Origin of the sequence: Candidatus Flexicrinis affinis (assembly GCA_016716525.1) — a bacterium.
In the GTDB taxonomy this organism is placed as follows: domain Bacteria; phylum Chloroflexota; class Anaerolineae; order Aggregatilineales; family Phototrophicaceae; genus Flexicrinis; species Flexicrinis affinis.
Window position 1 is genome coordinate 671,026 of sequence record JADJWE010000001.1, and the last position, 25,918, is coordinate 696,943.

Genomic DNA, 25,918 nt, shown 5'->3' on the forward strand with positions numbered 1-25,918 from the left:
CTACTCCTTCGCAGATGGTAGCGGAATGGTCGCGAGAAGCCTGCCAAGTGCGAAATCGCCCGGCGACTTCAAGACGCGCAGCCGCCGACGTTCTAGCACGAAGATGATAACGACGCCGAGTGCGAAACCACCAACGGCACCCAACAGCATGTTCGCAGTTGTGCGCGGCCGGTACAGCGTGTAGCGCGGGAAATCCTGCGGCGTGGCGATGATCCGTTCGTTGATCGGCAGTTCGTCGTTCTGCCGGTTGCGGACATCGATCAGCTTCAAGCCCCACGCATAGGCGACCGTGTTCGCCCAGTCGCCGCTCGCGTCGTTGACTTCGATCCGGATCAGCGATTGATCGGGAATGGCCGAAATCTCGGTGCCAGCCTTGAGCGCCTCGGCGCTGATGCCCATGCCGAGCTCCTCGACGATTTCGCCGGCGATGTCCGTGCTGCTGAGATAGACGACGTACGAGCGCAGAAGGGCCGCATTCGCCGCACTGATCCCCTGACCGGATTGCGCCGGCTCGAAGATGACCTGCATGCTCGAGCGATAAACGGGGTCTTGGCGCGCGCTATAGAGCAGCATCGCGCCCGCGCCGAGCGCCGCACAGAGTACGACGATCCAACCGCGTTGTACGACGATCCGCCCGTATTCGAGCAGGCTCAATGCGCGCTAGCCCTCATCCACCGCCAAACGCTGTCATTCTACCCGTGCCAGCGGATTGCGGTAGGGTTAGCCTGACGTGTTGGCGCAGCGTGGGTCAGGCGTCCTGAGTCTCGTGCTGTCTAAGGAACGCGATCGCTTCGTCGTACGTCTTGAACCAGAGGATGTTGTTGCGCCGCGTGATGGCCGACAAGGTGCGTCCGATCGTTTGTGCCAGCGGTGTCGAACCGACGACGAGCCACTTGTCGAGCTTGTGATGCTGGAACACGCCGTCGAGTGCGCCGCGCAGGGTGTCCGTCAGCGGGAATGTGGGGCGTTCGCGCAGATCGACGAGAATGCAGAGCGGCTGGGGGGTTTGGTTGAGCAAGTCGAGCAGCACTTTGAATGCGGGAATGACGTCTTCGCGCTTGACTGCCGCCGCCCACCAAAGTTCTGCGGCAGGCAGGCCTTCCATCATCGTTGCGGTAACCGTACTCATGTAGGCATCCTCTAGAACAGCTTGCCTTTACGATACTCCCGCCTTCGTGTGATTCGCATTGAGTTTGCACAATGCGGCGAGAATTCATCTTTACGAGGCGTTGACAATCCGGTGTACACTAGAGACATGAGCGAGGTTATTGCCACCAACGAACGTAAGTCACGTTCCGACGCATTGCGCAATCACGAGTTGATTCTGTGCACCGCGCGCCGCCTGTTCGACGCGGATGGTGTCGGCAACGTCACAATGTCGGCCATTGCCGAGGCCGCCCAGATCGGCAAGGGAACGCTGTACCGCCACTTCCCCGATAAGTCGGAACTCCTGTTTGCTTTGATCGAGCATGAGTCGCAGTCGCTCGATGCGGCTGTGACCGAGCGCATCCAGAGCGGTGCGTCGTCAATCGACATGCTGCACTGGTTTGTCGATCAGGCGCTCGACTACGCGCTGCGCAACAACAGCCTCTTGTGCGAGGCCACGAATCACGCGGCGGGGGCCAGCCTAGGCCACCATTCGCGGGTATGGTGGCGCGACGTATTCTCGCGGCTTTTCGCTGCCGCTGGCGTCGCGCCTGATGAGGCATCGTACGCCGCGGATACGGTCTACATGATGCTCGATGCACACACCCTGTATTTCCAGCTCAATCAACTGGGGTACGACGTGGCCAGCATTCGCCGCAACCTGCACACCCTCATCAACCGCATCCGCGCGTCGTAACTCCGTGAGAATTCAATAAGCGGACACCGGTCCGTTTCCTAAGGAGCCTCTAACGCCCTTTTGCGCTGCCTGTGTGCTATTCTTTGTGGCGTAGCGGACTGTAGTCCGTTTATACATCACACGTACCCACAGGAGCATCAATCATGGCTGTTTGGCAGTTCGATCAGACCCATACCTACGCCGCCTTCACCGCCCGCCACATGATGGTCACCAACGTGCGCGGCCAATTCCAGAAGGTCGACGGTGTGCTGATCTATGATCCCGAGAACCCCAACGCGTCGACGGTAGAGGCGATCATCCACGTCAAGTCGATGGCCAGCACCGGCGTAGAGCAGCGCGACAATCACCTGCTCAGCCCGGACTTTCTGGATGCGGAGAAGTACCCGACGATCACGTTCAAGAGCACGAGCGTGAATGTCGATGGCGACGAGGGCACCGTGACCGGCGACCTGACGATCCGCGATGTGACGCGCAGCGTGACGCTGAAGGTCGAGAAGGCCGGCCAGCTCACCAATCCGTGGGGTCAGACGGTCGCAGGATTTTCGGCTAGTACAAAGATCAACCGTGAAGATTTCGGCCTGACGTGGAATATGGCACTTGAGGCCGGCGGCTGGCTCGTCGGCAAGGACGTCAAGATCGAGATTGAGGCCGAGCTGATCCTTGTGACCGAACCCGCTCCCGAAAGCGCGACGAACAGCTAGCACCTCATTTCTCCTGTCAAACACAACGCCCCGATCGCATCGCAGTCGGGGCGTTGTTTGTTCGCGGCACTGGCCGAATCAGACACGTTCGATCAATGTCACCAGCGCCGCGGACGAGTTAACCGGCATGGCGGCGGCCTCGCGGTCGATTCGTTTGATCAGGCCGCACAACACGTCTTTCGGCCCGAACTCGTAGAACTGCGTGATGCCCGCCGCGCGCATGACTTGTACCGACTCGGTCCAGCGCACAGACTGCGTGAGCTGTTGTCCGAGCTCGACCCGCACGGCCTCGGCGCTTTCGAGCCGCTCAGCAGTGACGTTGGCGATTATTGGAGTTGTTGGGGCCGCGAAGGGTGTCTCACCGACCGCCGCATTGAAGGCTTTGGATGCCGATTGCATCAGCGGGCTGTGCGCGGCGATGCTTACCGCGAGCTTTATGGCGCGCTTGGCTCCGGCGTCCTTTGCCAGCGTCATACCGAGTTCAAGCGCCGCATCGTCACCGGAGATGACGACCTGCCCGGGACAGTTGTCGTTTGCCAGCACCAGCGGCCGGCCCGCCTGCTCTGACGCCTGCGCGCACACCGACCGCACGACATCGGCATCGAGGCCGAGGATGGCGGCCATTGCACCGGGCTGCTGACGGCCAGCTTCCGCCATCAAGCGTCCACGTTCGCGGACCAAACGCACGCCGTCCGCAAACGCCAGCGATCCGGCGGCGGTCAGCGCGGTCAACTCGCCGAGGCTGTGACCGGCGACCAGCGCAGGAGCCGCATCGGGCCGCGCCTGCTGTAACGCGCGCAGCAGCGCGACACCCATCACGTACAACGCAGGCTGTGTATTGATCGTGTCGTTCAGCGCGTCTTCTGGGCCGTTGGCGCACAACGCGGCGAGATCGAAGCCGAGGATCTCCGAAGCCTCCTCGAAGGTCACGCGCGCAGCCGGGTAGGCCGCGATCACGTCCGCGCCCATGCCGACGGCCTGCGATCCTTGCCCGGGGAAAACAAACCCACTAGTGCTCCACACGGTCATTGTGCTGCTCCTCGCTTGAAGGTGGATGTTACTGGCATGTCTCAGTCATTTGTACCGCATCGGTATGCGGCTTGACGGTCACGACAATCGCTTCGTCCGGATAGAACGCACCCAGCAGGCCTTCCATGACCGTAATCGCCTGCGCCTGCGCATCGTCGAGGATACCCTGTTCGAGTGACTGATTTCGGAAATAGCGCACGGCAAAGCGGCGAGCCTGTACGTCGAAGTCCGGCGCAGGCGCGGCGAACAATCCCGTCTCGCGCGAGGCCACATAGGACTCCGATTCGTTCAAGAAGCAGTCGAAAAGCTCAGGTGGCGGCAGCGTAATACTGATCTGCTCGTTGGTTACGACCACGTCATCGTCGGAAAGCTTGCTTACGTCGATGCCGGCGGTGATGTTGCCGACTGCGACCAACACCAACTGATCGCGGTACAACCCGGCCAGCAAGGGCGGAAGGTCGCGTTCGGTGGTGATAATGCTGGAGTACGTGTAGCGCACGGTCGTCAGCTCGCTCACAAGGCGGATGCGCTCAAGCACGGTCGTCATGGTGATCGTCGGCGGCTTGTTCGGGTTGATGATAAAGTCCAGAATACCGAAGCGCACCAGGAACAACGCGAAGAAGAACATCAGGACGAGCAGCAGCACGCTGATGATCGTCCGCCGGCACCCGCCGAACGGGCCTGCACGCGGTGCTACAACTACGATCTTCTCTTTGTCTGCCACGCCTCACATCCTCGTCTAACACGCATTCGCTATGATACATGGTGAGCGCCAAACCGCCATGTCGGTGGCGGCGCATCGTACCTGAATACAGTACGCAGCGCGGGGCTGCAAAGGTTCACGATGAGTCATCCTGCAATAGTCGCCGTATTCGACGGCCACTGCGTGATCTGCCAGACGACGCGCCGAATCGTCGAAGCGCTCGACTGGTTCAACCGCATTGAGTTCCTCGACTTGCACAATCACGAGCAGGTTCGGGCGCGCTTCCCGCAGATCGACCACGCCGAAGCGATGGGCGAGATTCACGTCATTGCAGATCAAAACACCTATCGCGGCTATCGGGGTACGCGCCGGATGATGCGCGCCGTGCCGCTCGGCCTGCCGCTGTGGGTCGTGATGCGCCTGCCAATCATCGGCGATTGGGTCGGTCCGGCGCTGTATCGCTTCATCGCGCGCCGGCGCTACGCGATCAACCGGTTGTTTGGCGTCGACCTCAGCGAAGGCGACTGTGCCGACGACGTCTGCAAGATTCCCGGGCGCGAGGCGCAGAAGTGAGGAATCGTGCCGACAACGTCCGCAGTTGGACGATCGAAGAACTGATCCTGATCCTGATGCGCCAGTTCAAACGCCTCTTGGCCGAACGCGGCGCAGACCTGAACGATGCCCAGATGCGCGACTTGGCGCAGGCCGTCGCCGACAATCGCGGAGGCTCGACCGACGACACGCTCTCAACCATTCGCAATGCGTTGAACCGGGTGACAGCCGAGAGCGAGGCACTGCTCGCCGGTTGGGGGCTGACCTATACGGAGTCGCTGAAGACGTCGATGGAAGACATGCCGGGCTGGGATACCACGGCCGACTTTCTAAGCCTCGCAAACGAAAAGGTGAATGCCGAATTGCGCATTTCCGCAGGCTCGGCCCTGCGCCTACTATTGGGCGAAAGCGAGGCGCTGCGCAACGTATTGACCACGGCCACGCACGGCGCAGGCGATCCCGAAGATGTCGACGCCGTTATCGCGCTGCGCGCGATGGCTCACTTCTTCGGTGCGGATGCGACCGACTCGAAGGGCGTCCTCGAGGCTTCCGAAGCATGGCTTACCGCTAACGGCAGGTGACCGTGGGCTGTTGCGCGCGCGCCTGAACGCGCTCGAACTCCGCGACAAACTGCGCCGCCAGATCGGCATCAGCAATCAGGACGATGTTCTCGTCGTTGGTATCGGCGGCGCTGTTCGAGAAATTGAACGAGCCGAACACGACGATCTCATCGTCGATGATGAACACCTTGTGGTGCAAACGGTAGGGGTTGCCGTCGATCCGAATGTCCAGCCCGGCGCAGCGCAGCGGGGTCATTTGTGAGAACGATGTGTCCGCGCCGATGGTTTCGAATACACCCTCGACCTCTACGCCGTCCTCTGCGCGTTCGAGGATCGCGTCGCTCAGTTCTTCGAGCGTAAACGAAAACGCCATGAACTTGATCGACGACTCGGCGGCACTCAGCGTTTCAACAAGTACCGGGACGATGTCTGCCTCGGGTGCAAACAGCACCTGAACCGACGTGTCGTCGGCGATGAACGCCGCGTCGATGACCTGCGAGCGCTTGCGGCTGAATTCCCGATCGATGTACATCTCCTCGAACTCGGCTGTATAGGCCTCGGCGGCGCGGCGAAGCCGGAGCGCAACCATGTGATTATTGTTGCGATAGATGCCGTTCTGAGTGTAGTTCATCGAGCCTGTCCAGACCGTCGAGCCGTCGAGGATCATGAACTTGTTGTGCATCAGGCTTGATTTCTGATCGTACACAATCGGAATACCGGCATTGACCAGCGCATCGATCGTAGTATTGGAGTCCTCGATGGTATGTTCATTGTCCGAGACCATCCGCACGCGCACGCCGCGATTGTGCGCGGCGATGACAGCTTCGGTCAGGGCCGGGCTGTTCCATTCGAACGCCGCAATGTCCAGCGTTGCCTGAACTTGACCGATCGCAGCGACCAGCGGCATCTCCGCGCCGTTGTTGTAGTCAGCCGCATCGCGCGACACAGGCGCGGCGTTGAAGTACACCTGCCAGAAGTCTTTGCGCGCGCCGAACCCCTTCTGAACATTGAGTACTTCGAGCGTTTCCGGGCCGGGGATGTCGGCGATGGCAGTCGGCGGGGGAGGCGTCCAAGTCGGCGCACCTGTCAGCGTTCCAACGATGTCGACGCCGGTGAGCTGAGAGATAACGGCGGCGGCGACCAGCAGCACCAGCGTGAGCAGGCCGATCTGCGGGGTACGGGAGCTCGACTTCTGCTGGCGGGTGCGACGGGTCATGCACTACTCCTTGTCATCTGAGGTCTTGGCAGCCCGTGCATCCTCGAACGCACGGCGAAGCATATCGAACAGGTTGCGCGGCGACTGCGATTCGTCCGAGGCCGATTCGGGAGACATGTCCTGCACGTCGTGTGCGGCCAACTCGGGTTGATCGGAAGACGTCATAGGTTCCTCGACGGTTGGTGCAGGTGGCGCGATCTGTCCCTCGGGCTGAGGCGTTGGCTCACCTTGCGGTGTATATGCAGCTGCAGAGGGTTCGACGATCGCGTCTGCTGCTGGGACGGGCGGTTCCGGCTGAGCGTGCGGAGCGGCCTGAGCATCCATCGAGGCGGCGGAGGGTGCAGCGGCAAGTTGTGCCACCAACGTCGGTCCGTCGGTAGAACCAGATTGGATCAGCGCATCGACCGGCGTCGAAAGCGCGAGTTGCGATGCTAGCGAACGCAGTTGGTCTGCGCGTTGAGCGATTATCTCGGTGTCGCCCGCGGCGCTGGCGGCGACATAACGAGCCATCGACTTGAGTAAGCGGCGAAATGTAGTAAATGAATCCTCGCCATCGGCGCTCTGGGCATCGGCGCGGCTGAGCACGTCGGGAAGCTGGCTTTCTGCCCATTTGAGGAATGGGCCGGCCGTCTGGTCATCGAGATCCGCCGCAAGTGATTCGTCGGTATATAGGAGTTCAAGCGCGGTTTGGAGATCCATACGGCCCCCGTATAATTCCGGACTTCATGATACCACACGGGGAGGCTCAACACGCGTTGAGGAGGTGACATGACACGTATTGCAGTGCTGTCCGATATCCATGGGAATCTACCGGCGCTCCGCGCCGTCATGCACGACCTCGAGTCATTCACAATCGACCACGTTGTCGTCCCCGGCGATGTCATCAATTGGGGACCGTTCAACCGCGAGGTGATCGAGATCGTGCTCGACCGGCACTGGACGGTGATCCGAGGCAACAACGAGTACTACCTGCTCGACTACGACACCGACCGGCAGCCTGACCACTGGCGCACCTTTACGATGCCGCAGTGGCTCCATGGGCAGATGGAGCCGTACGTCGACATTATCGCCGGGTGGCCGGACACAATTCAGCTCCGCTACCGCGACGCTCCGCCGATCTATATGACGCATGGCTGGCCGGGCAACCCTTGGCGCGCTCCCCATCCGCTTGTTTCGCCTGAAGACGCCGAGCGTCAGCTCAGCAGCGTCGCCGAGACGTGGATGATTACGGCGCACAGTCACCTATGGCTCAATGACACGTTCGGCACGCGGCACATCTTCAACCCCGGCACGGTCGGCGTGCCGCTGGATCGCGACGTGCGTGCGAGCTACATGCTTCTGGAAGGCGACGATCGAGGCTGGCGCGCGACCTTCCGCCGCGTACCGTACGATGTCGACGCGGTCGTGCGCGAATTCGAGCGGCAGCAGTTCGTCGAACAGGTGGGGTCGGTCGGCCGTCTGGTCATCAAGGAGTTCGAGACGGCGCGGCTGTGGATGTACCCGTTTAATGCGTGGTACACGCTCCACCACCCCGGCACCAGTATGCGGCAGAGCGAGATCGACGCGGCCGTGGTCGACGCGTTCCTGCAGACCGACACCGACGATTTTGTGCCGCCAGAGTATAAGGCCTACAACCTGCGACCGTTCCCGTCCTAAGGCAAAAGGTGGAAACAATTCCGCGCTCGGTGCTACACTGGCCTATATTGGTCCGACAATCCACCGGCCGGTTTGACCCGCATGAAAGAAACCGACGCGATTATCGAGCGCATCAGCGCGATCAACAGCACGCATCAGCACCTCGAACTTGCCGTCGACGAGTCGCTCAAGTCGATCAAGGTCGGCCAGTATCTGATGGTGCGTGTGGGCGACCATTGGGATCCGTTCCTGCGGTCTGTCTGGTATCCGGTCGACATCATGCGCGACGGCAAGCTGGTCATCGAGCGCCCGCTGACCGAGACGTATGACGTCGGGCAGACCGTCAGCACGATTGGCCCTGCAGGCGATCACTTCCGATTCCGCAAGGGAATCCGCCACGTCCTCTTGATTGCGTACGACTGCCCGCCAACGCCGCTGATCATGGTGATGCCGTGGCTGATCCGCAATAACATCGCCGTGACACTGGTGCTGATCGGGTCGGCGATCGACTACGAGATCCACCACCTGCCGCCCGAGGTCGAGGTCATCGAGGGTGACACTGACCTGAACTGGCCGAATCAGGTAGTCACGGTGGGCGAGTCCGATCAGGTGTTTGTGTGCGCAGCACCGGACGATGAACGCTATCGCTTCTCTCGCGTCATGGCCAAGTTCCGCGAACGTCGCCATCAGCTGCCCAAGAACTACTTGTTCGGCGTGTTTCAGGGGTTTGCCTGCGGGCTGGGGATGTGCGACGTATGCGCAGTGCGCAGCCTCGAAGGCTTGAAACTCGCATGTATGAAGGGGCCGGCGTTCGATCTGGCGACCCTGCACCTTGAAGTCACACCGGCGCCGGTTGCGCCTGACGAAGGAGGCGGCGATGCAGCGTGAGCTGACCCGCGATCTGATGATCGGCACCCAAACCAAGCAGCCTTTCACCATGTCGACTCGAGTGATGAACGCGGCCGGCATCCTCGGCTTTGGGGACGTGTTCTCGAACCTCTACAACCTCGACCGGATCGGCGCGATCGTCACCAACCCGGTGACATGGTCGCCGCGTCAACCGGCGCTCGGCCCGCGCATGATCGTCAAAGAAGGCGGCGTGATGCTGCACACCGGCCTTCCCAACGGTGGCGTCAAGCGCGTGATCCGCGACTACGCAAGCCTGTGGCAGATGTTAGGCGCGCCGGTCGTGATGCATCTAATGGCGACATCCTCGCGCGATTTGCAGCGCAGCGTCGAGCGTATTGAGTCCGAACAGTCGCTGGCGGGCGTCGAGCTTGGCCTGCACGACGACATCACGTGGCGCGATGCGCAGACCTTTGTGCGCGTCGCACGCGAGCGATGCGAAAAGCCGATCATTGTGCGCCTGCCATTCCCGGGCTCGGGCGACGTGGCGCGCGCTGCCGTCGAAGGCGGCGCCGATGCGTTGGTGGCGACTGCACCGCCGCGCGGCACGGAGCGCGACCCGCTTTCGGGTCGTTTGATGCGCACGCGCATTTACGGCGGCCTCGTGCGCCCGATGGTGCTGCGGGCAGTTGGCAAGCTCGCCTCGCAGTTCCCGGACGTGCCGATTATCGGGGCGGGTGGGATCCTGTCGATGGAGGACGCGCGAAACTACCTTGATGTCGGTGCGGCGGCTGTCCAGCTTGACGCGGCGCTGTGGGTACGTCCCCGGCTTCTGGAAGATATCTCGCGCGATTTGGGCGGCGCGACCGTGACCCGGCGTACCGACTCGCTGCCAGACGAGTGGCGCCCGGGCATGGGGGACACCGAGGCGGAAGCGCTCGGCCTGAAATAGCCACATGACCGCGCTCTTCTCGGTGGTGATCCCGCACTGGAACGGCATCCGGTTTCTGCCCGACTGCCTCAATGCGCTCGCCAAACAGACCTATCCCGGGATCGAAGTCATCATCGTCGATAACGCATCCGAAGACGGGTCGCAGGCGTTAATCCGCGAGCAGTATGCGTGGGTGAAGCTAATCGAGCTACCCGAGAACCGCGGCTTTACCGGCGCGTGCAACGCGGGGATCGCAGCCTCGCGGGGTGAAGTCGTCGCCTTACTTAATAACGACACTGAGGTCGATCCGAACTGGGCCGAAGCGGTAATGGATACCTTCGCGCGGCATCCTGAGATCGGCTCGGTCGCCAGCAAGATGCTGCTGTTCGACAAGCGGGATCACCTGCATACCGCGGGCGACACGTTCAGCCGCGACGGGCGCGCGGGCAACCGCGGCGTGTGGCAGCGCGACGAAGGCCAGTATGACACCGAGGAGTACGTGTTCAGCGCGTGCGGTGGATCGTCGGCCTACCGACGCACGATGCTGGATCGGATCGGCGTTCTGGACGACACCTTCTTCTTCCTGATGGAGGATGTCGACCTCGGCTGGAGGGCGCAGTTGGCGGGTTGGCGGTGTCTTTACACGCCTAGAGCGGTCGTGTACCATCATCTTTCGGCGACCGGCGGCGGCGTTACTGCCAGTTACTATGCCGGCCGCAACACGCTCATCCTTCTTGCCAAGAACCTGCCCGCCGCGCTGTGGCGTCGATACGGCGGGCTGATTTTGAGGGCGCAGGTCAAAGAGGGATGGAACGCCTTACGAGCGTGGCGGGGCAAGGCCGCGCGTGCACGCCTTCGGGGGATGCTGGCGGGCCTGTGGCTCGCGCTGACCATCTGGCCGGTACGGCGGCGCGTTCAGGCGACCCGTACCGTCTCCATCGAGTACTTGGACAGCCTGCTGCTTCCGCCTCAGCCATGAGCGCCGCACAGGGGAGTGAATCGTTGAACGACACACCGCGCCCGTACCTTTCGATCGTGATTCCTGCCCACAACGAGGAAACGCGGCTTCCCCGCGCACTCGAGCGAATCGACGCGTTTCTCAAGACTCAACCGTATACGGCCGAGGTCGTGGTCGTCGAGAATGGCAGCAGCGACCGGACGTTCGAGGTCGCCCGCGAGCATGCGGTACGCCTGCCGTATGTCCGCCCGATGCAGGTCGATACGCGCGGCAAGGGTTTGGCCGTGAAGGCCGGCATGTTGGCGGCGACCGGCGACTTCCGTTTCATCTGCGACACCGACTTATCGATGCCCATTGAGGACATTGTCCGCTTTCTGCCCCCACAGACCGAGGGCTACGACGTGATGATCGCCACCCGCGAAGGGCCGGGCAGCGAGCGCGTGGGGGAACCGGCCTATCGGCATTTCATGGGTCGAATCAACAATTTCATCATCAAACTGTTCGCCGTACGCGAGTTTGAGGACACGCAGTGTGGCTTCAAGATGTTCAACCGCGCCGCAGCCGACGACCTGTTCGAAGTGCAGCTCATGACCGGCATCGGGTTCGATGTCGAGCTGATCTTTATCGCGCTGCGCCGGGGCTACAAGATTAAGGAAATTCCGATCACTTGGTACTTCGACGCCGACAGCCGTATGCGGCTGGTTCAAGATTCGCTGCGCATGCTGCAAGAGATCTGGCAGATACGGCGCAACTGGAGCAAGGGCCTGTATGCCCGGCGTGGGAACGACGGCTAGCCTGTCGATCGAGCGCGGCCTGTGGGCGGAAGGCTGCCGCTGTATCACCGGAATCGACGAAGCGGGGCGCGGTGCGTGGGCAGGGCCGGTTGCCGCTGCTGCGGTCGCGCTGCCGGCAGGGCATGAACGGGACCTAATGACGGTGTTGGACGGCGCACGCGACAGCAAGACAATGTCGGCCGCAGAGCGCGGCCGGCTCGCGGGCGTCATCAAAACGACTGCGCTGGCGTGGGGTATCGGCAGCGCGAGCGCGGCGGAGATCGACGAGATCGGGATTGTGCCGGCGACGCGCGAGGCGATGCGCCGCGCGCTCATCGAGCTGATCGGCAGCGGTACGAGTCCTGATGTGCTGCTTCTGGACTACATCACACTGCCCGAGTCGCCGGCAGCGTGCCGGCAGATCAGCCGCGCCAAGATGGACGCGCTGTCATTGAGCGTGGCGTGCGCCAGCATCCTCGCCAAAGATTGGCGAGACGGGGTTATGGCCGAGTTGGATGAACTACACCCGGGTTACGGATTCCGGACCAACAAAGGGTACGGCGGCGACAGCCGGTCGCTCCACCGGCGCGCGCTCGATGCGCTCGGTCCGTCGCCGCAGCACCGCATGACGTTTAGGCCGCTTGTCCAAAGGCGGCTGTTGTGAACGTCACGCTGGTGCACGACTGGCTCAACCAGATGGGCGGGGCGGAAGACGTGCTGCTCGAACTTGCGGCCATGTACCCGGAGAACCCGATCTACACCAGCATCTACGATCCGGCGCAGCTTCCCGCCGCGTTCGACGCGCTCGACATCCGTCCGCTCTGGATGGATCGCCTGCCGTCGGTCCACCGCAAGCACCAGCGCTATCTGCCGCTGTACCCGTTAGCGTGGGGCGGCTTCGAGCCGCCGCCGACTGATATCGTGTTGACCAACAAGTCGGGATTCTGTCACGGATTGCGCAAGCCGTCGGGTGCGGTCCACGTGTGCTATTGTCTTGCGCCGACGCGCTACGTATGGCAGTTCGATGCCTACATTCAGCGTGAAGGATTGGGTCGCGCGACGAGCGCCGCGCTTCGCCCGCTGATCTCGATGCTGCGGCACTGGGATTATGCTGCGGCGCAGCGAGTCGATCACTTCGTCGCGATTTCGACCGAAGTGCAGGAACGGATTCGTGCGTATTACAACCGCGAGTCGAAGATCATCTATCCGCCGGTCGATACGACACGCTTTTCGGCGGCACGCACCGACATTATCGGCGACTACTACCTGATCGTGTCGCGTCTGATCCCGTACAAGCGGATCGATCTGGCGGTCGCGGCGTGCACGAAACTGGGCGTGAACCTGAAGATCGGCGGTCGCGGTCGCGATCTGGATCGCCTCAAGGCATTGGCTGGGCCGACCGTCGAGTTCCTCGGCTATGTGCCGGACGACGATTTACCCGATCTGATGGCACGCGCTAAGGCGTTTATCTTTCCCGGCTTCGAGGACTTCGGAATTACCCCGGTGCAGGCGCAGGCCGCCGGCCGGCCCGTTATCGCATACGCGTCTGGCGGCGCGCTCGATACGGTCGTGCCCGGACTGTCGGGTGTCCTGTTCGAGGAACAGACTGTCGATTCGCTGGCAGATGCGCTGTCGGCCTTTGACGCGACGGCGTACGACCCGGCGGCGATGCAAGCGCATGCGCGCACATTCGACCGGGCAGTGTTCCGCGAAGAACTGGCGGCATTTGTCGCGTCGGCATGGCGCGCTCGCGACGGCTGATCGTATAATGGAACTAACTTGAGCCGGAACGGACTTGTACGCTAAGGATACATGAATGATGAGTCAGGCACGTTCCCCGCTTTCCAGTCAGGAGCGCCAGCAGATTCGCGCGCTGGCACGTTTCCTCTTGTTCGTGCTGATTGCCATCGCGTTGGCGGCGGTCGCGATCTCCGTGATCGTCAGCCTCGTGAACGGTCAGCCTGACGCCATCGTGGCGACATCGACGCCATAGCCGGTGCCGCGCGATTTCCAGCCCAGCGCCGAGTGGCGGGCGCGCATGGAACACGACTGCGGGTGCGCCCTGCCCGCAGAGGCTCGCGAGGCGATCGCGCTGTTCAACGCCGGCGAATACTACAAACAGCATGACGCGTTGGAAGCGCTGTGGGCGGCGACGGAGTCACCGGTTCGCGAGTTGTATCGCGCCATCCTGCAGATCGGAATTGCGTATTATCACGTCGAAGGCGGCAACTGGCGCGGCGCGCTGAAAATGCTGGATCGGGGGCTTCGCTGGGCGGACTTCGCACCCGAGACGTGCCAGGGTGTCGATGTCGAGGCTCTGCGTCGGAACGCGCGCCGCTTACGCCGGGCGATTGCCGAGGCTGGGCCAGACCGTCTGGACACCGTAGATCGTGCGCTGCTGACGCCTGTCCCGATGGTCTAGCGGGGCGCTACTGCTCGACGTAGAGCGACTTAATGTCGGCGTCCGTGAGGGTGTCCGAGTCCGCACGGTCGGCAAGCCGCTGGCACATGGCGTACATACGGTCGATGGTCGGGCGCGGCACGATGCCGGAGCCAATCGGCTGGTCGAGGAATAAGGCGCCGATGCCGCGAATGGGCAGCACTACGTAGATGCGCAAGTTCTTGATGCTGGTGTTCGTGCTGGGGGCCTCGGTCGGGTCGATGAACGTGTTGTTGCTCAGGACCAACTGCCCGCTCGAAAGCGCGCGCCGCACAAGGCTGTGCATATACTCGCTGATGTCTGGCGAGGCCGTACTGTGGCTGTCGAGCACCGCATGCTCAACCAGCGCGCCTTCGCTGTCAAACGCATAGGCACGATCAACCCGCGTTTCGCCAATCGCGAACCGAACCATCCGCGTCAGGACATTTTCAGACATGGTTCCCCTAATGCATCGGCGCGCAGCCGGGTTTTCCCAATGCGAGCATAGTACCACATTTGGCCTCAGGCTGACTACGCCCCCAACCAATGAGGGCTTGGGCGTGTCCTCAGGAGATGCTCACGGTCGTCATGATATAATCGGCCGCTGTTGTGAACGTATGGCTCCGCTTCGGTGAGCTTTTCGGGAGGTTGTAATGATGGGTGGCATTGGCGGGTTACTCGGCGCAGTTGCGGCCGTAGCGTTTCTTCTGTTCCTTGGTGGTATCGGCTTGATCGTCGTTTGGTCTTCGCAGAACCGCCCCGTACGCGGGCTGATTCCGCTGGTGGTGATCGCTCTGATCGCGGGTCTTGGTCTGTCGCTCGTCAGTCAAGGCGTGATCGTCGTCGAGCCTCAGCAGGTCGCGGTCGTATTCCAGACGTTCACCGGTGACCTCGATACGCCGCGGCGCTCCGGGACGCACATCATCGTTCCAGTGCTGCAAGAAGCCACGATCTACCCGATCAGCTTCCAGCAGTACACGATGTCCGGGGTTGCGGAAGAAGCCTCGAGAAGTGGAGACGATGCCGTTCAGGTGCGTACGATCGACGGCCAGGAAGTGCTGCTGGATGTGACCGTCATCTATCGCATCGACCCGCAGAACGTCAATATTGTGCACGAACGTTGGCAGAATCGGTATGAGGATGACCTGATCCGCCCGGTGCTGCGCGGCTTCGTCCGCGATGCGGTGAGCGGTTTCCGTGCCGAGGCTGTCTATGCCGACAGCCGTACGGTAATTCAAGAGGCGATCGAAGAAGCCACACGTCAGCGGCTTGAAGAAGAAGGCTTCGAGGTCTCTGACCTGATTATCCGCAACGTGACGTTCAGCAACGAGGAATTCGCGCAGTCCATCGAGCGCGTGCAGATTGCCGAGCGGCAGGCACAGGAAGCAGCCTTCCGCGTACAGCAGGAAGAGCAGGAAGCCGAGCGTGTGCGCGTGACCGCGCAGGGTGCACGTGACGCAGCCATCGCTCGCGCTGAAGGTGAGGCGGAAGGAATCCGCTTGCTCGCACAAGCTCAGGCCGAAGCGCTTGCGCTCGTGAGCGAACAGCTTGCCGCCAACCCGCTGCTTATCCAGTACGAATACATTCGCAATCTGTCGGACAACGTCGGGATTGCGCTTGTACCCAGCAACAGTCCATTCCTGTTCGACCTTGAGTCGCTCTCTAACGCGGCGACGGCGACGGGCGGCAATTAGCTCGCTCGGCCAGCCCGTCGTGGGAGGACTCAACAACCTGATATCTCACACCCCGTCCGGTCAACCGGACGGGGTTTCACGATGGGCACATAACACATGATCGACGAGAAGTCACTCAAGACTCTGGAATATCACAAGGTCCTCGAAAAGCTGATCGAGTTCACGTCTTTCAGCGGCAGCGCGGAGTTGGTGCGCGAACTGCGCCCGACCGACCGCTACGACGAGGCAGAAACATGGCAGCGCGAGACAGCCGAAGCCCGCGCGATGTTCGCCGACAAGGTCAACATCTCGCTTGGCGGCGTCTTCGACGTGCGCGACCTCGCCATCGGCGCGCAGCGCAGCGTCATCATCGAAGCGTCCGACCTGCTTAGCATCCGGTCGACCATGCGCCGCGCAACGACCATCAAACGTTCGTTGGGCCGCATGAAGTCGATGTATCCGATGCTGTCCGATCTGGCACAGCAGGCCGAGGAATGTATCGACCTACAGGATGCAATTGCAGCGGCGATCGACGACAACGCCGAGGTGAAGGACACGGCGAGCGCGCGCCTAGCGGTCATCCGGCGCGATCTCAAGATCGCGTTCGACCGTCTGCAGACGAAGCTCAACCGCCTCCTCAACTCTCACGCCAAGTCCGGTTTCCTGCAGGAACAACTTATCACGCAGCGTAACGGACGTTATGTCATCCCGATCAAAGCCGATCACAAAGGCAAGATTCCTGGCATCGTGCATGACTCGTCGTCATCCGGCGCGACCCTGTTCATCGAGCCGATCGAAACGGTCGAACTGAACAATCAGTGGCGCGAGCTTCAGCTTGAGGAAGAGAAGGAAATCCGCCGGATACTGCTGGCGCTGACCGATCTGGTATCTACCGACAGCGAGCGCATCGTGCGAACAGTCGAGGTGCTGGCCTACCTCGACCTCGTTTTAGCCAAGGCCCAGTATGCGGATCGAACCAAGTCCACGGAACCGACGCTGGTGCCGTTCATGGCCAAGCGTGGATCGTCGCCTGCGACTGAAGGGCGGCACCCCGGCAGCACGATCGAGCTGCGCGGCGCGCGGCACCCGCTGCTCAAGGGCAACGTTGTCCCGATCGACGTGGAGTTCGATGCCGACACATGGGTGCTTGTCATCACCGGCCCGAACACTGGCGGCAAGACGGTTGCCCTCAAGACCGTCGGCTTGATGGTGGCGCTGGCGCAAAGCGGGATGCATCTGCCAGCGGAGTTTGCCAAGCTGAGCGTGTTCGACGCGATGTTTGCGGATATTGGCGACGAGCAGAGCATCGAACAGTCGCTTTCGACGTTCAGCTCGCACTTGACCAATACCATCCGCATCCTCGACGCGGTCGATCAACACTCGCTCGTGCTGCTGGACGAACTGGGCGCGGGAACCGACCCGACCGAAGGCTCGGCGCTGGCCCGTGCGATCCTCAGCCACCTGCTTGATCGGCAGGTGACGACAATGGTCACTACGCATCACCCGGAACTGAAGGTCTACAGCGTCGAGACGCCGGGCGTACGCAATGCCAGCGTCGAGTTTGACCTCGAAACACTCGCGCCGACCTACCGCCTGATCGTCGGGTTGCCCGGGCGCTCGAACGCGCTTGCGATTGCCCGCCGGCTTGGGCTGGGCGAGTCGATCATCGAAGCGGCGCGGGGCATGGTTGCCACCGAGGACTTGATCGCCGACGATCTGCTTGACGAGATCCACCGCACGCGCGAGATGATCCGCCGGCAGAACGAAGAGGCCGCCGCCCTGCGTCAGGAATTGCAGGAGCAGCGGGATTCGCTGCAAGCGCGGCTGGACAAGATTGAAGACGAACGGCGCGACATCATCAACGCGGCACGCCGCAACGCCGAGACGGAATTGGCCGAGCTTCAGCGCGAGATTAAGCGCCTGCGCAGCGACATGCGCACGGCCGGGCTGCCTCTCGATGCGCTGCGATCCGTGCAGATGGGGGCTGATCGCCTGAACTCCCAGAACAGCGCGCCGGTCGAAAACGTCACCGAAGCGGTCGAACGCGACGAATGGCATCCGCGCCTCGGCGATACGGTCTGGTTGGCGACACTCAACATGGAAGGCGTCGTCACCGAGCTGTCGGGCAGCGATGTCGTTGTGCAGGTCGGCAAACTACGCGTCCGTGCCGACATCGGCGAACTGCAGAAGCGCGACGCCAGTAAGAAGCGCCAGATGAAGCGCGGTCAACCGCGCGTGTATGCCGAGACCGAGCCGAGCGTTCCGCGCGGAAAGTCGCCGGGGTTGGAGCTTGATCTGCGCGGGCAGCGAGTCGAAACGGCGTTGGAGCGGGTTGATTGGTACGTGGATGCGGCCTACAACGCGGGTCTGCCGTTTGCGCGGATCATCCACGGCAAAGGTACGGGCGCGCTGCGCAAAGCGGTGCGTGAGTTTGTGGAGTCCCATCGGCTGATCAGCAAAGTCGAAACCGCGCATCCTAACGAGGGTGGCGACGGCGTAACGATCATCCACATGGTGCCGACCACCTAGCGCTTACCCAACGTCGGCTGTTCAAACGACTGCCTCGTGCGTATTATTACGCTCAGGCAGTCGTTTTCTTTCCCCACGGGTACATGGTTCGTTTTCTGCTTTCACTGATTATCGGGTTGGTCATCGGTGTCATCGTTGGCCTTTACCTCGGCTGGTTCCAATTTCCGGTCGAGTATCTAGATAGTCCGATCAGCAGGCTCGACCCGCAGTATCGCGACACCTACACGGTGATGATCGCCAACGGCTATCGCAGCGACGGCGACGCGCTGGCAGCCATCGAGCGGCTGCGCGTGTTGGGCGTGCAGGACGTGCCCGATTTCGTCTACCAGCAGGCCGAGCGCTACATCGCCAACTCGCGCGATCTACGTGACATCCGCGCCCTGATCGCGCTCAGCGAAGGGCTGGGCCGCACCTCTGCGCAGTTCGACTCCTACCGTCAGGCGACGGTGCCGGAGGGGGGATGAGCGCGCAGATTCCGCGTGACAGCCGATACTACCGTCCGCGCCGCGCGCTGTCGTGGGGAGCGTTGATCTTCGGGATTCTCGCGGGATTGGCCGGCGGATTGTACTGGGCTTGGCAGGTCGCGCCGGTCGAGGAGACCGACACGGCGCCGTGGCAGTTGAACGCCCAAAGTCGCGCTGACTATGTCGTGGCGATCATGGTCGGCTATGGATACGACGGCGACCTCGGTGCGGCGGTGGCACGCTTGCTTGACCTGCGCCCGCAAGGCGATCCGGTGCAGTACGTCGCCGATGTCGCGTGCGACCTGGCGCGCTCGGGCTATGTCGACAGCGCCAGCGGCGAGCGCGCGATCCGCACCATGATGACGTTCTACCGCAATCAAGGGCGGGCCGGATGCGCCGACCAGCTCATCCCGCTGTTCGTGGGTCCAACTCCGACCCCGCCGTCCACCGTATTTGAAATCCCGACCCTGCCGCCCCCGCCGACCAAGACCGCCACGCCGCCATCCGACGTGGGCGATCCGGGCAGCACGCCAGTGCGGGTCGTGCCGACGGTGGTGCCGCAAGGCGCCTTCGATATCGTCCGGCTTGAACGGTTCTGCGATGCGGACACGCCGGGCCTGATTACCGTGCAGGTGCAGGAGCGCGATGGAACTCCACTGCCCGGCCAGCGCGTGCGCGCAAGCTGGCGCGACGGCGAGAGCGTGTTTGTAACCGGCTTGAAACCTGGGCGAACACGTGACTACGCCGATTTCGTAATGGAACCCGGTATCGGCTACACCGTCGATATGCCCGGCCAGAGCGATCCGTCACAGGTGATCACCAGCGAGTTGTGCAACGACGCGACGGGCCAGAACACCAATTCATCGTACCGGGTGGTGTTCCGTCCTTCATTCTAGTTGCTCGATCCGTCTTCGGCCAGCATACGAGCGAGAAACGCCTCGACCGCGTCACGCGCCTCGATGCTGCCAGTCACCGCGAACTTCTCGATGAATCCGTGCGGCGCTCCGTCGGGATACAGCACCTCGACCGTCACGCCCACATCGGCTAATCGCTCCGCGTAATGCTCGCTCTCGCTGATCGGCACGATGTTGTCAGCCGTGCCGTGAATCACGAGCGTCGGCGGTTCGCTGCCGTCGATCCACGCCAGCGGCGACGCATCGGCCCATGCCGCCTCAAGCTGTCGGGAACCAAGTTCAAGCAGATTGACCCCAAGATAGCCGCCGGTCACCCGCTTGAGCAAACCGCACCGGGCGGTGCAGGTCGTGAGGTCTCCGTACATGTAGTACGTCACCGCGGCACGGAACGTGAATTCGTTGGGCAGTGCATACGCGCAGCCGTCCAGCAGCGCGGGAAGGTCGTCGTGTGCGGCCAACAGGGCGGCGGCGTTGCCCCCGGCCGACTCGCCGATGATCGCCACCCGCGATAGATCGAATGGGTAGCCGTCCGGGTTGGTCGTTGTCCACGCCAACGCGCACACCACGTCGCTTATCGGCGTCGGGTAGGGGTGAATGGGCGCGAGTCGGTACTGGGGCGTCACGACCGCGTATCCGCGTTCAGCGAAATACGCCGCGTATGGCGCGAGGATCTCCTTGCGGCCAGCGACGTACCCGCCGCCGTGGATCATGAAAATCACGGGCAGGTCCGCGTCCTGAGGATAATCGGCGGGCAGGTAAACGTCCAACACCAACCGTTCATCGGCGGTGCTGAACGCGTGCGTAACCACCTGCACGGCAGGCTGGGGTTGGGCAAGCGCAAAGCCGCTGAGCGCCGCCAGAATCAACGCAGCGAGGCGATTCATTCGAGTGATACGGTTTGCACATCCTGCTTGACGTAGATGCGCGTGCGATTCGGCACGTCATGGAACACGTGCGTTCCGGGACCGACCTGCGCGCCTTCGCCGACCTTAACGCCGGGCATGGTCATCACATCGACCGACAGGAACGCGTCCTGACCGACAATCGCGCCAAGCTTTGACAGACCGGTATCGACGCGCGCGCCCTTAACGATCGTCGGAACGGGTCCGCGATCCATCCGTAAATTGGCGGTTGTACAGCCTGCGCTGAAGTTCACGCGCGGGGCGAAGATCGAGTCGAGGACCCGGCACGCGTGCAGCGCACAGTTGTCGGCCACGTAGCTGCGCGCGACCTCGGTGGTGAAACCGACGTCGACGTGATCCAGCACCATCGAATTGCGCACGAGCGCGTTGTTGCCGACGATCGACCCCGCGCCGACGTAAGCCGGGCCGACGACCGCTGCACCGGGGAATATGCGTGCGTCCGGACCGACGTACACATTCCCGATCAGCGATGCCGTCTTGGCGACGAACGCGCTGGGGTGGACGTTTTGACCATCAATTTGGCCGAGGAAGAAGTTCATCACGTCGAGCACGTGCCACGGGAACTTGAGCGCGGTCCACTGCCCGCTGTACCGGACGACGTAGTACGGGTGATCGGCCATCAACCGATCCATCGCGCGTTCGTAGTGATCGTCTGGCGTGGCAGCACGCGCGTATTCGGCCTCGATGGCCTCGATCAACCGGGCTGCATCGGCGTGGATGTGGGCCACGATACTGACGAGATTGCTCGGACGATTCTCCGCGCCGGGCTTCTCGACCATTCCGGTGATGCGGCCATCGCCGTCGACGATTAGATAGCCGCCGGGAAAGTAGTCCTCGCGCTCGACTCCGGCTAGATACGACCGCGACGGGTCGGCGCGGTAGCGGTCGAGCATTTCTAGATGGAGCGAACTGTCGGTCAAGTCGTGGACCTGTGTCACGTATATCGCTGGATGTTCCGACAGCGGCAGCACTTCGCCTGCGCGTAGCAAGGCGTCACCCATGCCCTTCGGCTCGGGCTGTGTGACGACTTGAACCCGCAGCCCTGACACGCGCGACGTCATGTCGCGGATAAGGTCGGTGTTCTCCGGGTTGCCGACAATCACGACGTCGCCGAACCCGAGTGCCGAGTAGCGCTGAAGCTGGTAGATCAGGAGAGGGTGTTCACCGAAACGGATCAACGACTTTTCGCGCAGCGGCCACATCCGCGACGACGCCCCTCCAGCAAGAACGATCAGATACGGTTTCTGCATAGGTCCACTTGTCCTCAGGTGCATCAAGTTGCGCGCGCGTTCAGCCCGCTGTAGATCAAGAAATTCTCAAGTTGGGCAAGATCATGGTCGCTCTGGGCGGCCGAGTGCGATTCGAACAACAAGCGCCCGCCGAAGTCAGCAATTTCCTCATTATTCCACAGGGCGCGATAATACATCAGGGCGTCCGCATCGAGATCCGCATTGCCACCTGCCTGCCGGTATCCCGCCAGAACGAGGTTGTTGGGGTCGGCGAAGAACACCAGATCGCGCTCTTTGGGCGCGTAAAGCATGTCGTCCCAGTCGATTAAGTACGGCTCAGGTCCAAACAAGATGTTGCCCCATGTCGGGTCGCCGTGGCAGACGACCATCGGAACGGATACTCGTCGCATCTGTTCCGCGGCGTGCCTGAGCTGTTCGATCTCGCGACGGAGCGCGCCCTCACACGGCAGCAGGAGGATCGCCGTAGCGTGGTGTACGGGATCTTGACTCTCCAATGCGGCAGGCAGCGCATCGAGCACGTTCTGCGCGGTATCGGCAGCCGCAGTGGAGAAATGCTCCGAGGTCAATGGTACGTCGAGCGACGCGGCGTGGATCTTCGCAATCAGTCTGCCGATCGCGACCGCCTGCTCCTCCGTCCACTCCTGCTCGCGGAGAGGCGTTGCCAGCAGATACGGAAAGAGCGCTGCGTCGAATCCGCCAATCCGAAACATCAAGCTCCCGGCGCGGGTCGGAACCGCGGACACCACGCGATCCGTGTTCAACGTCTCTCGAAGCGCCCGGCACGCGACGAGACGTTCGAGCAGCGATTCGTCCACGCTGCCGTAGATCTTGAGATGGAACGCCCCCTGTGCGCTGGCGACTTTGAAGCCCCAAGCCTCCTCGCCGCCGCGCACGAATGTCAGAAGAGGGAACTCGAACTCGAATTCATCGTGCAGGGCGGCTTCGATCGCCTTGGTGGGTATCGGTGGAGGAGTGCGCATGACTCGTCGGGGTGGCGTCGGGGTCGTGCAAATAAAGATGGCATAGACTATAGCGTGTTTCGGCAACGATTGGACGCGCCTTACCGATGTGGATCTCGCTCGACGGGCCGACCGCCAACGTATTCGGATACCTGCTGCCGGCCTATCCACTGCTGATCGGAACCGCCTGCACAGCGACCGCGCTGCTGGCACTGGCCCTGTATGCCGGATCGTGGGCGCCGCAGCGGGTGGCGACGATGGTGCTCGTCATGGCGGCGGGCGCAATTGCCGCTGGCAGGGTCGAATATGTGTTGTACAACGCGCAGTTCTTCGCTGACGACGTCGGAGTGGCTTTCAGCGTGGCGTCCGGCGGCCTTGAGCCGCGCCTTGCGCTGTTGGCGGCGGTCGCTTTGGGGGTGGCGTGGACGCGCCGAGCCGGTAAACCGGTCCGCCCGCTGTTGACCGCACTTGGCAGCGGGCTTCCGCTGATCGCGTTTGCGGCGTGGTGGGGCTGTGCCGCCGCGTCCTGCGCGTATGGCGTTGAGGTCGACAACCTGCAGAATTACCCGTCGTGGCAGGTCTGGGAAGCCGCCGGCGAGTACTTGATGGTCGCGCCGCGCTATGCCGTTCAGCCGCTTGGCATGGCGGCTTCCGCTGTGACAATTGCTCTCGTGCTATGCCTGCGTGCGCTTGGCGTTCGCGGCGCGAATCTGCTGGCAGCGGCCGTCATCCTTTGTTTTGCAGGCAGCTCTCTCCTCGGCGTCTTAAGAGGCGATCCGAACCCCATGCTGGCGGGGCTGCGGCTCGACCAGTGGGCCGATCTTGCCGCATGTACGGCAGGCGTTGCGGTCCTGATTGCCAACCGCAGATCGCGCATACGGGCCGCGTAGGGTGAGCGCGCAGGGAGCCTCGTCAGGTTCGCTATACTGAAAGTGGAGCGACATCTCAGAAGGGGCAAGCCGTGTACCGGAGACTGGCGACCGCGTTGTGCGCACTGCTGCTGACGTCTTGCGCCAGCATCGGCATTCCACAGCCGACGCCGACCGTCGCGCCGACGTTGACCCCCAGCGCCACGCTTGCGACAACGGCAGTTGCGCTGGTGCCGTCACGTACCCCGCGCCCGACGCTGACCAATACGACCCGACCCAGCGCCACGACCTCGCCACAACCCAGCACGACCCCGTCGCCCGAGCCGAGCGCGACCGCGGCGCCCAGTATCACGCCGTCGCGGACGGCCACGGCGACTCCGACGCTCAGCCTGACCCCGACAGCTTCACCGACCAACACGGTCCCACCGACAAATACGCCGTTGCCCACGCTTGGCCCGACCAACACATCCAGTGCCACGCATACGTTCACGCCGTCTCCGTCGGCATCACCGACGCCGACTGACACACCCACGCCTCTGCCAACCGAGACCCCGAGCCGTACTGCGACGTTTACCCCGTCGTTGACGCTCACCCCGCAGCCTACGGCCACGATCACGGCGACATCCAGCTTGACCCAGACGCCCAGCGTGACGGCGTCGATCACGGCGACACTGACGCGGACGCCGAGCCATACGCCGCAAGAAGTCGCCCCCACCATCGTCACTGTCGATCCCTTTTTCACGACTCCGGCAGCGACATGGACGCCGCGTGATACCGATACCCCCACGCCGACCGTGTTGTTCACACCGCCGGGGTTGACGATCGAAGCACCACCGGCCGTGACGCTCGGACCATCCGACATCGCGCCGGAGTCGCCGCTTCCGACGTTGACCCCCGGATCGGGCGATTCCAGCGCGCCGGAAGCGACCTCGACCCCAACGCTCACGCCGCCGCCGCGCGTGCCACCCGTAACTCCACCGCCGACCCTGTCGGTTGCGCTCATACAGGTGCTGCTGCCGCCTCCCGAGGCGGTCGGCGGGCTGCCGTTCCAAGTCGATCCCGGTGCCCTCAGCGCCGCGTCGCAGTTTGCAGAGTCGCCGTCGGACTATCAGCCGTTCCGCGTCCCCAACCCGGCCCGGCCCGGCGAGGCGATCGTGACTGACGAGTTCGGCGTGATGTACTGGGAGGTCAACGGTCAGCGCCGTGGTATGCCGGCGCCGTTTACGTCGTTCGGGCCGGGAAGTCTTGAGAACAGCGACAAGCTGGTGACGGCTGCGTCGTGGTCGCCGGACGGGTCGAAGATCGCGTTCGTTGTCGACAACCCGCAGCGCGGCGATGCCAACGACGGCGTGTGGTGGTGGGATACCGGCACCGGCGAGGCTTATCAGGTCATGCACAACTGCCGGCGAAACGTGCGCAACTGCCCGGACTTCGTGAACGCCGAAGGCGATCCGTACGTCAACCCGCCGGTGGGCGAACCCGAAGACTTCAACACCGGATGGTACGCGGTGTCGGTCAGTTGGTCGCCAGATGGAACCCGTTTGCTGGCGCGTTTGCGCATTCGAGAGGATGAACGGCTGGCGTTCATCGTGCTGCCGCTGGCCGCCGACGGCGAGTTCAAGAAGTTGCGCCGCGACGTGTGCAAGTACGAGTTCAGCGACTGGGCGTCCAACAGCCGGGCAGTCATTGTCGGTGGCCGCGACGCCACCGGGCAGCAGGTGCTGGGCGTGGTCGAAGTGCCGGAGAACGTGCCGCTTGATGGCGCAGTGGCTTGTGGCGACATCCGTCCGCTGGACACTACCGGCGCCAATACCGTGCGTGTCACCCCAGCCGTCTCGGTCTCGGGTACGCTGCCATCCGGTGTGGTCGAAGGGTCGGAATTCGAGGCAGGGCAGGAGTTGGTCGTGGCCAGCCCGAACAGCGAGGGCCTGAACCTGCGCACCGAACCGAACGCAGACGTCCCTAACGTCATCCGATATCTGCTCAACGGCGAATTCGTGCGCGTGCTGGCAGGGCCCTTCGATCAAGGCGCGCTGCGCTGGTGGCGGGTACGCACGGCGCAGGGTGAAGAAGGGTGGATTGTGAGTGCGATCGGCGGCACGCAAGTGCTCCAGATTGCGCCGTAATCACCCGCGCGATCATCGCTATTTTGTGCTAAAATTGAGGGAAAA

The 25,918-nt window shown here is 62.7% G+C and carries 30 protein-coding genes; 19 read left to right on the forward strand and 11 right to left on the reverse strand.

What is annotated here, in order from left to right:
• Entirely contained in the window at window positions 1–654 is a 654-nt protein-coding gene (locus tag IPM16_02670; GenBank protein ID MBK9122010.1) for a hypothetical protein, read from the reverse strand.
• A gap of 94 nt (window positions 655–748) precedes the next feature.
• Window positions 749–1,129 (reverse strand): STAS/SEC14 domain-containing protein, encoded by a 381-nt coding sequence (locus IPM16_02675; protein ID MBK9122011.1) that lies wholly within the window; start codon window positions 1,127–1,129, stop codon window positions 749–751.
• 126 nt (window positions 1,130–1,255) lie between these two features.
• Between IPM16_02675 and IPM16_02680 the strand changes: the two genes are divergently transcribed.
• Window positions 1,256–1,843, forward strand: a complete 588-nt coding sequence (locus tag IPM16_02680) for a helix-turn-helix transcriptional regulator (GenBank protein MBK9122012.1) — start codon at window positions 1,256–1,258, stop codon at window positions 1,841–1,843.
• Window positions 1,844–1,986: 143 nt separating this feature from the next.
• Entirely contained in the window at window positions 1,987–2,544 is a 558-nt protein-coding gene (locus IPM16_02685; GenBank protein ID MBK9122013.1) for a polyisoprenoid-binding protein, read from the forward strand.
• A gap of 78 nt (window positions 2,545–2,622) precedes the next feature.
• Here the strand turns inward: IPM16_02685 and fabD are convergent, their stop codons facing one another.
• Both fabD and IPM16_02695 read right to left on the reverse strand, forming a co-directional pair.
• Window positions 2,623–3,573, reverse strand: coding sequence for an ACP S-malonyltransferase (gene fabD, locus IPM16_02690; GenBank protein ID MBK9122014.1), 951 nt, complete (start codon window positions 3,571–3,573; stop codon window positions 2,623–2,625).
• Between the two features lie 28 nt (window positions 3,574–3,601).
• Entirely contained in the window at window positions 3,602–4,297 is a 696-nt protein-coding gene (locus IPM16_02695) for a DUF4230 domain-containing protein (GenBank protein MBK9122015.1), read from the reverse strand.
• 120 nt (window positions 4,298–4,417) lie between these two features.
• On the opposite strand from IPM16_02695, the gene IPM16_02700 reads away from it, so the two are divergent.
• Entirely contained in the window at window positions 4,418–4,849 is a 432-nt protein-coding gene (locus IPM16_02700) for a DUF393 domain-containing protein (GenBank protein ID MBK9122016.1), read from the forward strand.
• The gene (locus tag IPM16_02705; protein ID MBK9122017.1) at window positions 4,846–5,409 is read left to right on the forward strand and encodes a hypothetical protein; all 564 of its coding nucleotides are present in this window, start codon (window positions 4,846–4,848) and stop codon (window positions 5,407–5,409) included. The genes IPM16_02700 and IPM16_02705 overlap by 4 nt, the downstream gene beginning before the upstream one ends.
• On the opposite strand, the gene IPM16_02710 is transcribed toward IPM16_02705, so the two are convergent.
• Together IPM16_02710 and IPM16_02715 are read right to left on the reverse strand one after the other, a co-directional pair.
• Entirely contained in the window at window positions 5,396–6,604 is a 1,209-nt protein-coding gene (locus IPM16_02710; GenBank protein MBK9122018.1) for a phospholipase, read from the reverse strand. The two genes, IPM16_02705 and IPM16_02710, sit on opposite strands and share 14 nt — an antisense overlap.
• Before the next feature lie 3 nt (window positions 6,605–6,607).
• Entirely contained in the window at window positions 6,608–7,303 is a 696-nt protein-coding gene (locus IPM16_02715; protein MBK9122019.1) for a hypothetical protein, read from the reverse strand.
• A gap of 69 nt (window positions 7,304–7,372) precedes the next feature.
• Here IPM16_02715 and IPM16_02720 point away from each other — a divergent pair, with 69 nt between their 5' ends.
• From IPM16_02720 to IPM16_02760, 9 genes are all read left to right on the forward strand, one after another.
• Window positions 7,373–8,260 carry a metallophosphoesterase family protein gene (locus tag IPM16_02720; protein ID MBK9122020.1) on the forward strand — a complete coding sequence of 296 codons (888 nt, stop codon included), beginning with the start codon at window positions 7,373–7,375 and terminating at the stop codon, window positions 8,258–8,260.
• A gap of 81 nt (window positions 8,261–8,341) precedes the next feature.
• Window positions 8,342–9,127 (forward strand): hypothetical protein, encoded by a 786-nt coding sequence (locus IPM16_02725; GenBank protein ID MBK9122021.1) that lies wholly within the window; start codon window positions 8,342–8,344, stop codon window positions 9,125–9,127.
• Window positions 9,117–10,037: a nitronate monooxygenase gene (locus tag IPM16_02730; protein ID MBK9122022.1), complete on the forward strand. Its 921-nt coding sequence runs from the start codon at window positions 9,117–9,119 to the stop codon at window positions 10,035–10,037. Before IPM16_02725 ends, IPM16_02730 begins: the two co-directional genes overlap by 11 nt.
• A 4-nt stretch (window positions 10,038–10,041) precedes the next feature.
• The gene (locus tag IPM16_02735) at window positions 10,042–10,995 is read left to right on the forward strand and encodes a glycosyltransferase family 2 protein (GenBank protein ID MBK9122023.1); all 954 of its coding nucleotides are present in this window, start codon (window positions 10,042–10,044) and stop codon (window positions 10,993–10,995) included.
• Window positions 10,992–11,768: a glycosyltransferase family 2 protein gene (locus IPM16_02740; protein MBK9122024.1), complete on the forward strand. Its 777-nt coding sequence runs from the start codon at window positions 10,992–10,994 to the stop codon at window positions 11,766–11,768. Before IPM16_02735 ends, IPM16_02740 begins: the two co-directional genes overlap by 4 nt.
• Window positions 11,743–12,411, forward strand: coding sequence for a ribonuclease HII (locus IPM16_02745; GenBank protein ID MBK9122025.1), 669 nt, complete (start codon window positions 11,743–11,745; stop codon window positions 12,409–12,411). The genes IPM16_02740 and IPM16_02745 overlap by 26 nt, the downstream gene beginning before the upstream one ends.
• Window positions 12,408–13,508 carry a glycosyltransferase gene (locus tag IPM16_02750; GenBank protein MBK9122026.1) on the forward strand — a complete coding sequence of 367 codons (1,101 nt, stop codon included), beginning with the start codon at window positions 12,408–12,410 and terminating at the stop codon, window positions 13,506–13,508. The genes IPM16_02745 and IPM16_02750 overlap by 4 nt, the downstream gene beginning before the upstream one ends.
• Window positions 13,509–13,563: 55 nt before the next feature.
• Window positions 13,564–13,740, forward strand: a complete 177-nt coding sequence (locus IPM16_02755; protein ID MBK9122027.1) for a hypothetical protein — start codon at window positions 13,564–13,566, stop codon at window positions 13,738–13,740.
• A 3-nt stretch (window positions 13,741–13,743) separates the two neighbouring features.
• The gene (locus IPM16_02760) at window positions 13,744–14,169 is read left to right on the forward strand and encodes a DUF309 domain-containing protein (GenBank protein ID MBK9122028.1); all 426 of its coding nucleotides are present in this window, start codon (window positions 13,744–13,746) and stop codon (window positions 14,167–14,169) included.
• A 7-nt stretch (window positions 14,170–14,176) separates the two neighbouring features.
• Here IPM16_02760 and IPM16_02765 read toward each other — a convergent pair whose 3' ends face one another.
• Complete coding sequence (locus IPM16_02765) at window positions 14,177–14,623, reverse strand: hypothetical protein (protein ID MBK9122029.1); 447 nt, start codon at window positions 14,621–14,623, stop codon at window positions 14,177–14,179.
• Window positions 14,624–14,819: 196 nt separating this feature from the next.
• Here IPM16_02765 and IPM16_02770 point away from each other — a divergent pair, with 196 nt between their 5' ends.
• From IPM16_02770 to IPM16_02785, 4 genes are all read left to right on the forward strand, one after another.
• On the forward strand, window positions 14,820–15,860 hold the full coding sequence (locus IPM16_02770) for a prohibitin family protein (protein MBK9122030.1): 1,041 nt from the start codon (window positions 14,820–14,822) through the stop codon (window positions 15,858–15,860).
• 96 nt (window positions 15,861–15,956) lie between these two features.
• Window positions 15,957–18,368, forward strand: a complete 2,412-nt coding sequence (locus IPM16_02775) for an endonuclease MutS2 (protein MBK9122031.1) — start codon at window positions 15,957–15,959, stop codon at window positions 18,366–18,368.
• 83 nt (window positions 18,369–18,451) lie between these two features.
• On the forward strand, window positions 18,452–18,832 hold the full coding sequence (locus IPM16_02780; protein MBK9122032.1) for a hypothetical protein: 381 nt from the start codon (window positions 18,452–18,454) through the stop codon (window positions 18,830–18,832).
• Window positions 18,829–19,728 (forward strand): hypothetical protein, encoded by a 900-nt coding sequence (locus tag IPM16_02785; GenBank protein ID MBK9122033.1) that lies wholly within the window; start codon window positions 18,829–18,831, stop codon window positions 19,726–19,728. Before IPM16_02780 ends, IPM16_02785 begins: the two co-directional genes overlap by 4 nt.
• Here IPM16_02785 and IPM16_02790 read toward each other — a convergent pair.
• Genes IPM16_02790 through IPM16_02800 form a run of 3 tightly spaced genes read right to left on the reverse strand, consistent with a single transcriptional unit; the run spans window position 19,725 to window position 22,899 of the window.
• Window positions 19,725–20,630: an alpha/beta hydrolase gene (locus tag IPM16_02790; GenBank protein ID MBK9122034.1), complete on the reverse strand. Its 906-nt coding sequence runs from the start codon at window positions 20,628–20,630 to the stop codon at window positions 19,725–19,727. The two genes, IPM16_02785 and IPM16_02790, sit on opposite strands and share 4 nt — an antisense overlap.
• Window positions 20,627–21,919 carry an NTP transferase domain-containing protein gene (locus tag IPM16_02795; protein MBK9122035.1) on the reverse strand — a complete coding sequence of 431 codons (1,293 nt, stop codon included), beginning with the start codon at window positions 21,917–21,919 and terminating at the stop codon, window positions 20,627–20,629. The genes IPM16_02790 and IPM16_02795 overlap by 4 nt, the downstream gene beginning before the upstream one ends.
• A gap of 23 nt (window positions 21,920–21,942) precedes the next feature.
• Window positions 21,943–22,899 (reverse strand): phosphotransferase, encoded by a 957-nt coding sequence (locus IPM16_02800; protein ID MBK9122036.1) that lies wholly within the window; start codon window positions 22,897–22,899, stop codon window positions 21,943–21,945.
• 86 nt (window positions 22,900–22,985) lie between these two features.
• Between IPM16_02800 and IPM16_02805 the strand changes: the two genes are divergently transcribed.
• Window positions 22,986–23,768 carry a prolipoprotein diacylglyceryl transferase gene (locus IPM16_02805; protein ID MBK9122037.1) on the forward strand — a complete coding sequence of 261 codons (783 nt, stop codon included), beginning with the start codon at window positions 22,986–22,988 and terminating at the stop codon, window positions 23,766–23,768.
• A gap of 55 nt (window positions 23,769–23,823) precedes the next feature.
• Here IPM16_02805 and IPM16_02810 read toward each other — a convergent pair whose 3' ends face one another.
• Window positions 23,824–24,411, reverse strand: coding sequence for a hypothetical protein (locus IPM16_02810; protein MBK9122038.1), 588 nt, complete (start codon window positions 24,409–24,411; stop codon window positions 23,824–23,826).
• Here IPM16_02810 and IPM16_02815 point away from each other — a divergent pair.
• Entirely contained in the window at window positions 24,377–25,873 is a 1,497-nt protein-coding gene (locus IPM16_02815) for an SH3 domain-containing protein (protein ID MBK9122039.1), read from the forward strand. The two genes, IPM16_02810 and IPM16_02815, sit on opposite strands and share 35 nt — an antisense overlap.
• Window positions 25,874–25,918 lie beyond the last annotated feature (45 nt).

Bases quoted from the DNA above. Each gene is read 5' to 3' on its own strand.
- IPM16_02740 (MBK9122024.1), top strand. From the start codon at position 10,992: ATGAGCGCCGCACAGGGGAGTGAATCGTTGAACGACACACCGCGCCCG.
- IPM16_02775 (MBK9122031.1), top strand. From the start codon at position 15,957: ATGATCGACGAGAAGTCACTCAAGACTCTGGAATATCACAAGGTCCTC.
- IPM16_02800 (MBK9122036.1), bottom strand. From the start codon at position 22,899: ATGCGCACTCCTCCACCGATACCCACCAAGGCGATCGAAGCCGCCCTG.
- IPM16_02765 (MBK9122029.1), bottom strand. From the start codon at position 14,623: ATGTCTGAAAATGTCCTGACGCGGATGGTTCGGTTCGCGATTGGCGAA.
- IPM16_02700 (MBK9122016.1), top strand. From the start codon at position 4,418: ATGAGTCATCCTGCAATAGTCGCCGTATTCGACGGCCACTGCGTGATC.
- IPM16_02730 (MBK9122022.1), top strand. From the start codon at position 9,117: ATGCAGCGTGAGCTGACCCGCGATCTGATGATCGGCACCCAAACCAAG.
- IPM16_02805 (MBK9122037.1), top strand. From the start codon at position 22,986: ATGTGGATCTCGCTCGACGGGCCGACCGCCAACGTATTCGGATACCTG.
- IPM16_02770 (MBK9122030.1), top strand. From the start codon at position 14,820: ATGATGGGTGGCATTGGCGGGTTACTCGGCGCAGTTGCGGCCGTAGCG.
- IPM16_02795 (MBK9122035.1), bottom strand. From the start codon at position 21,919: ATGCAGAAACCGTATCTGATCGTTCTTGCTGGAGGGGCGTCGTCGCGG.
- IPM16_02790 (MBK9122034.1), bottom strand. From the start codon at position 20,630: ATGAATCGCCTCGCTGCGTTGATTCTGGCGGCGCTCAGCGGCTTTGCG.
- IPM16_02745 (MBK9122025.1), top strand. From the start codon at position 11,743: ATGCCCGGCGTGGGAACGACGGCTAGCCTGTCGATCGAGCGCGGCCTG.
- fabD (MBK9122014.1), bottom strand. From the start codon at position 3,573: ATGACCGTGTGGAGCACTAGTGGGTTTGTTTTCCCCGGGCAAGGATCG.
- IPM16_02710 (MBK9122018.1), bottom strand. From the start codon at position 6,604: ATGACCCGTCGCACCCGCCAGCAGAAGTCGAGCTCCCGTACCCCGCAG.
- IPM16_02675 (MBK9122011.1), bottom strand. From the start codon at position 1,129: ATGAGTACGGTTACCGCAACGATGATGGAAGGCCTGCCTGCCGCAGAA.
- IPM16_02725 (MBK9122021.1), top strand. From the start codon at position 8,342: ATGAAAGAAACCGACGCGATTATCGAGCGCATCAGCGCGATCAACAGC.
- IPM16_02720 (MBK9122020.1), top strand. From the start codon at position 7,373: ATGACACGTATTGCAGTGCTGTCCGATATCCATGGGAATCTACCGGCG.
- IPM16_02685 (MBK9122013.1), top strand. From the start codon at position 1,987: ATGGCTGTTTGGCAGTTCGATCAGACCCATACCTACGCCGCCTTCACC.
- IPM16_02715 (MBK9122019.1), bottom strand. From the start codon at position 7,303: ATGGATCTCCAAACCGCGCTTGAACTCCTATATACCGACGAATCACTT.
- IPM16_02785 (MBK9122033.1), top strand. From the start codon at position 18,829: ATGAGCGCGCAGATTCCGCGTGACAGCCGATACTACCGTCCGCGCCGC.
- IPM16_02735 (MBK9122023.1), top strand. From the start codon at position 10,042: ATGACCGCGCTCTTCTCGGTGGTGATCCCGCACTGGAACGGCATCCGG.
- IPM16_02755 (MBK9122027.1), top strand. From the start codon at position 13,564: ATGATGAGTCAGGCACGTTCCCCGCTTTCCAGTCAGGAGCGCCAGCAG.
- IPM16_02680 (MBK9122012.1), top strand. From the start codon at position 1,256: ATGAGCGAGGTTATTGCCACCAACGAACGTAAGTCACGTTCCGACGCA.
- IPM16_02780 (MBK9122032.1), top strand. From the start codon at position 18,452: ATGGTTCGTTTTCTGCTTTCACTGATTATCGGGTTGGTCATCGGTGTC.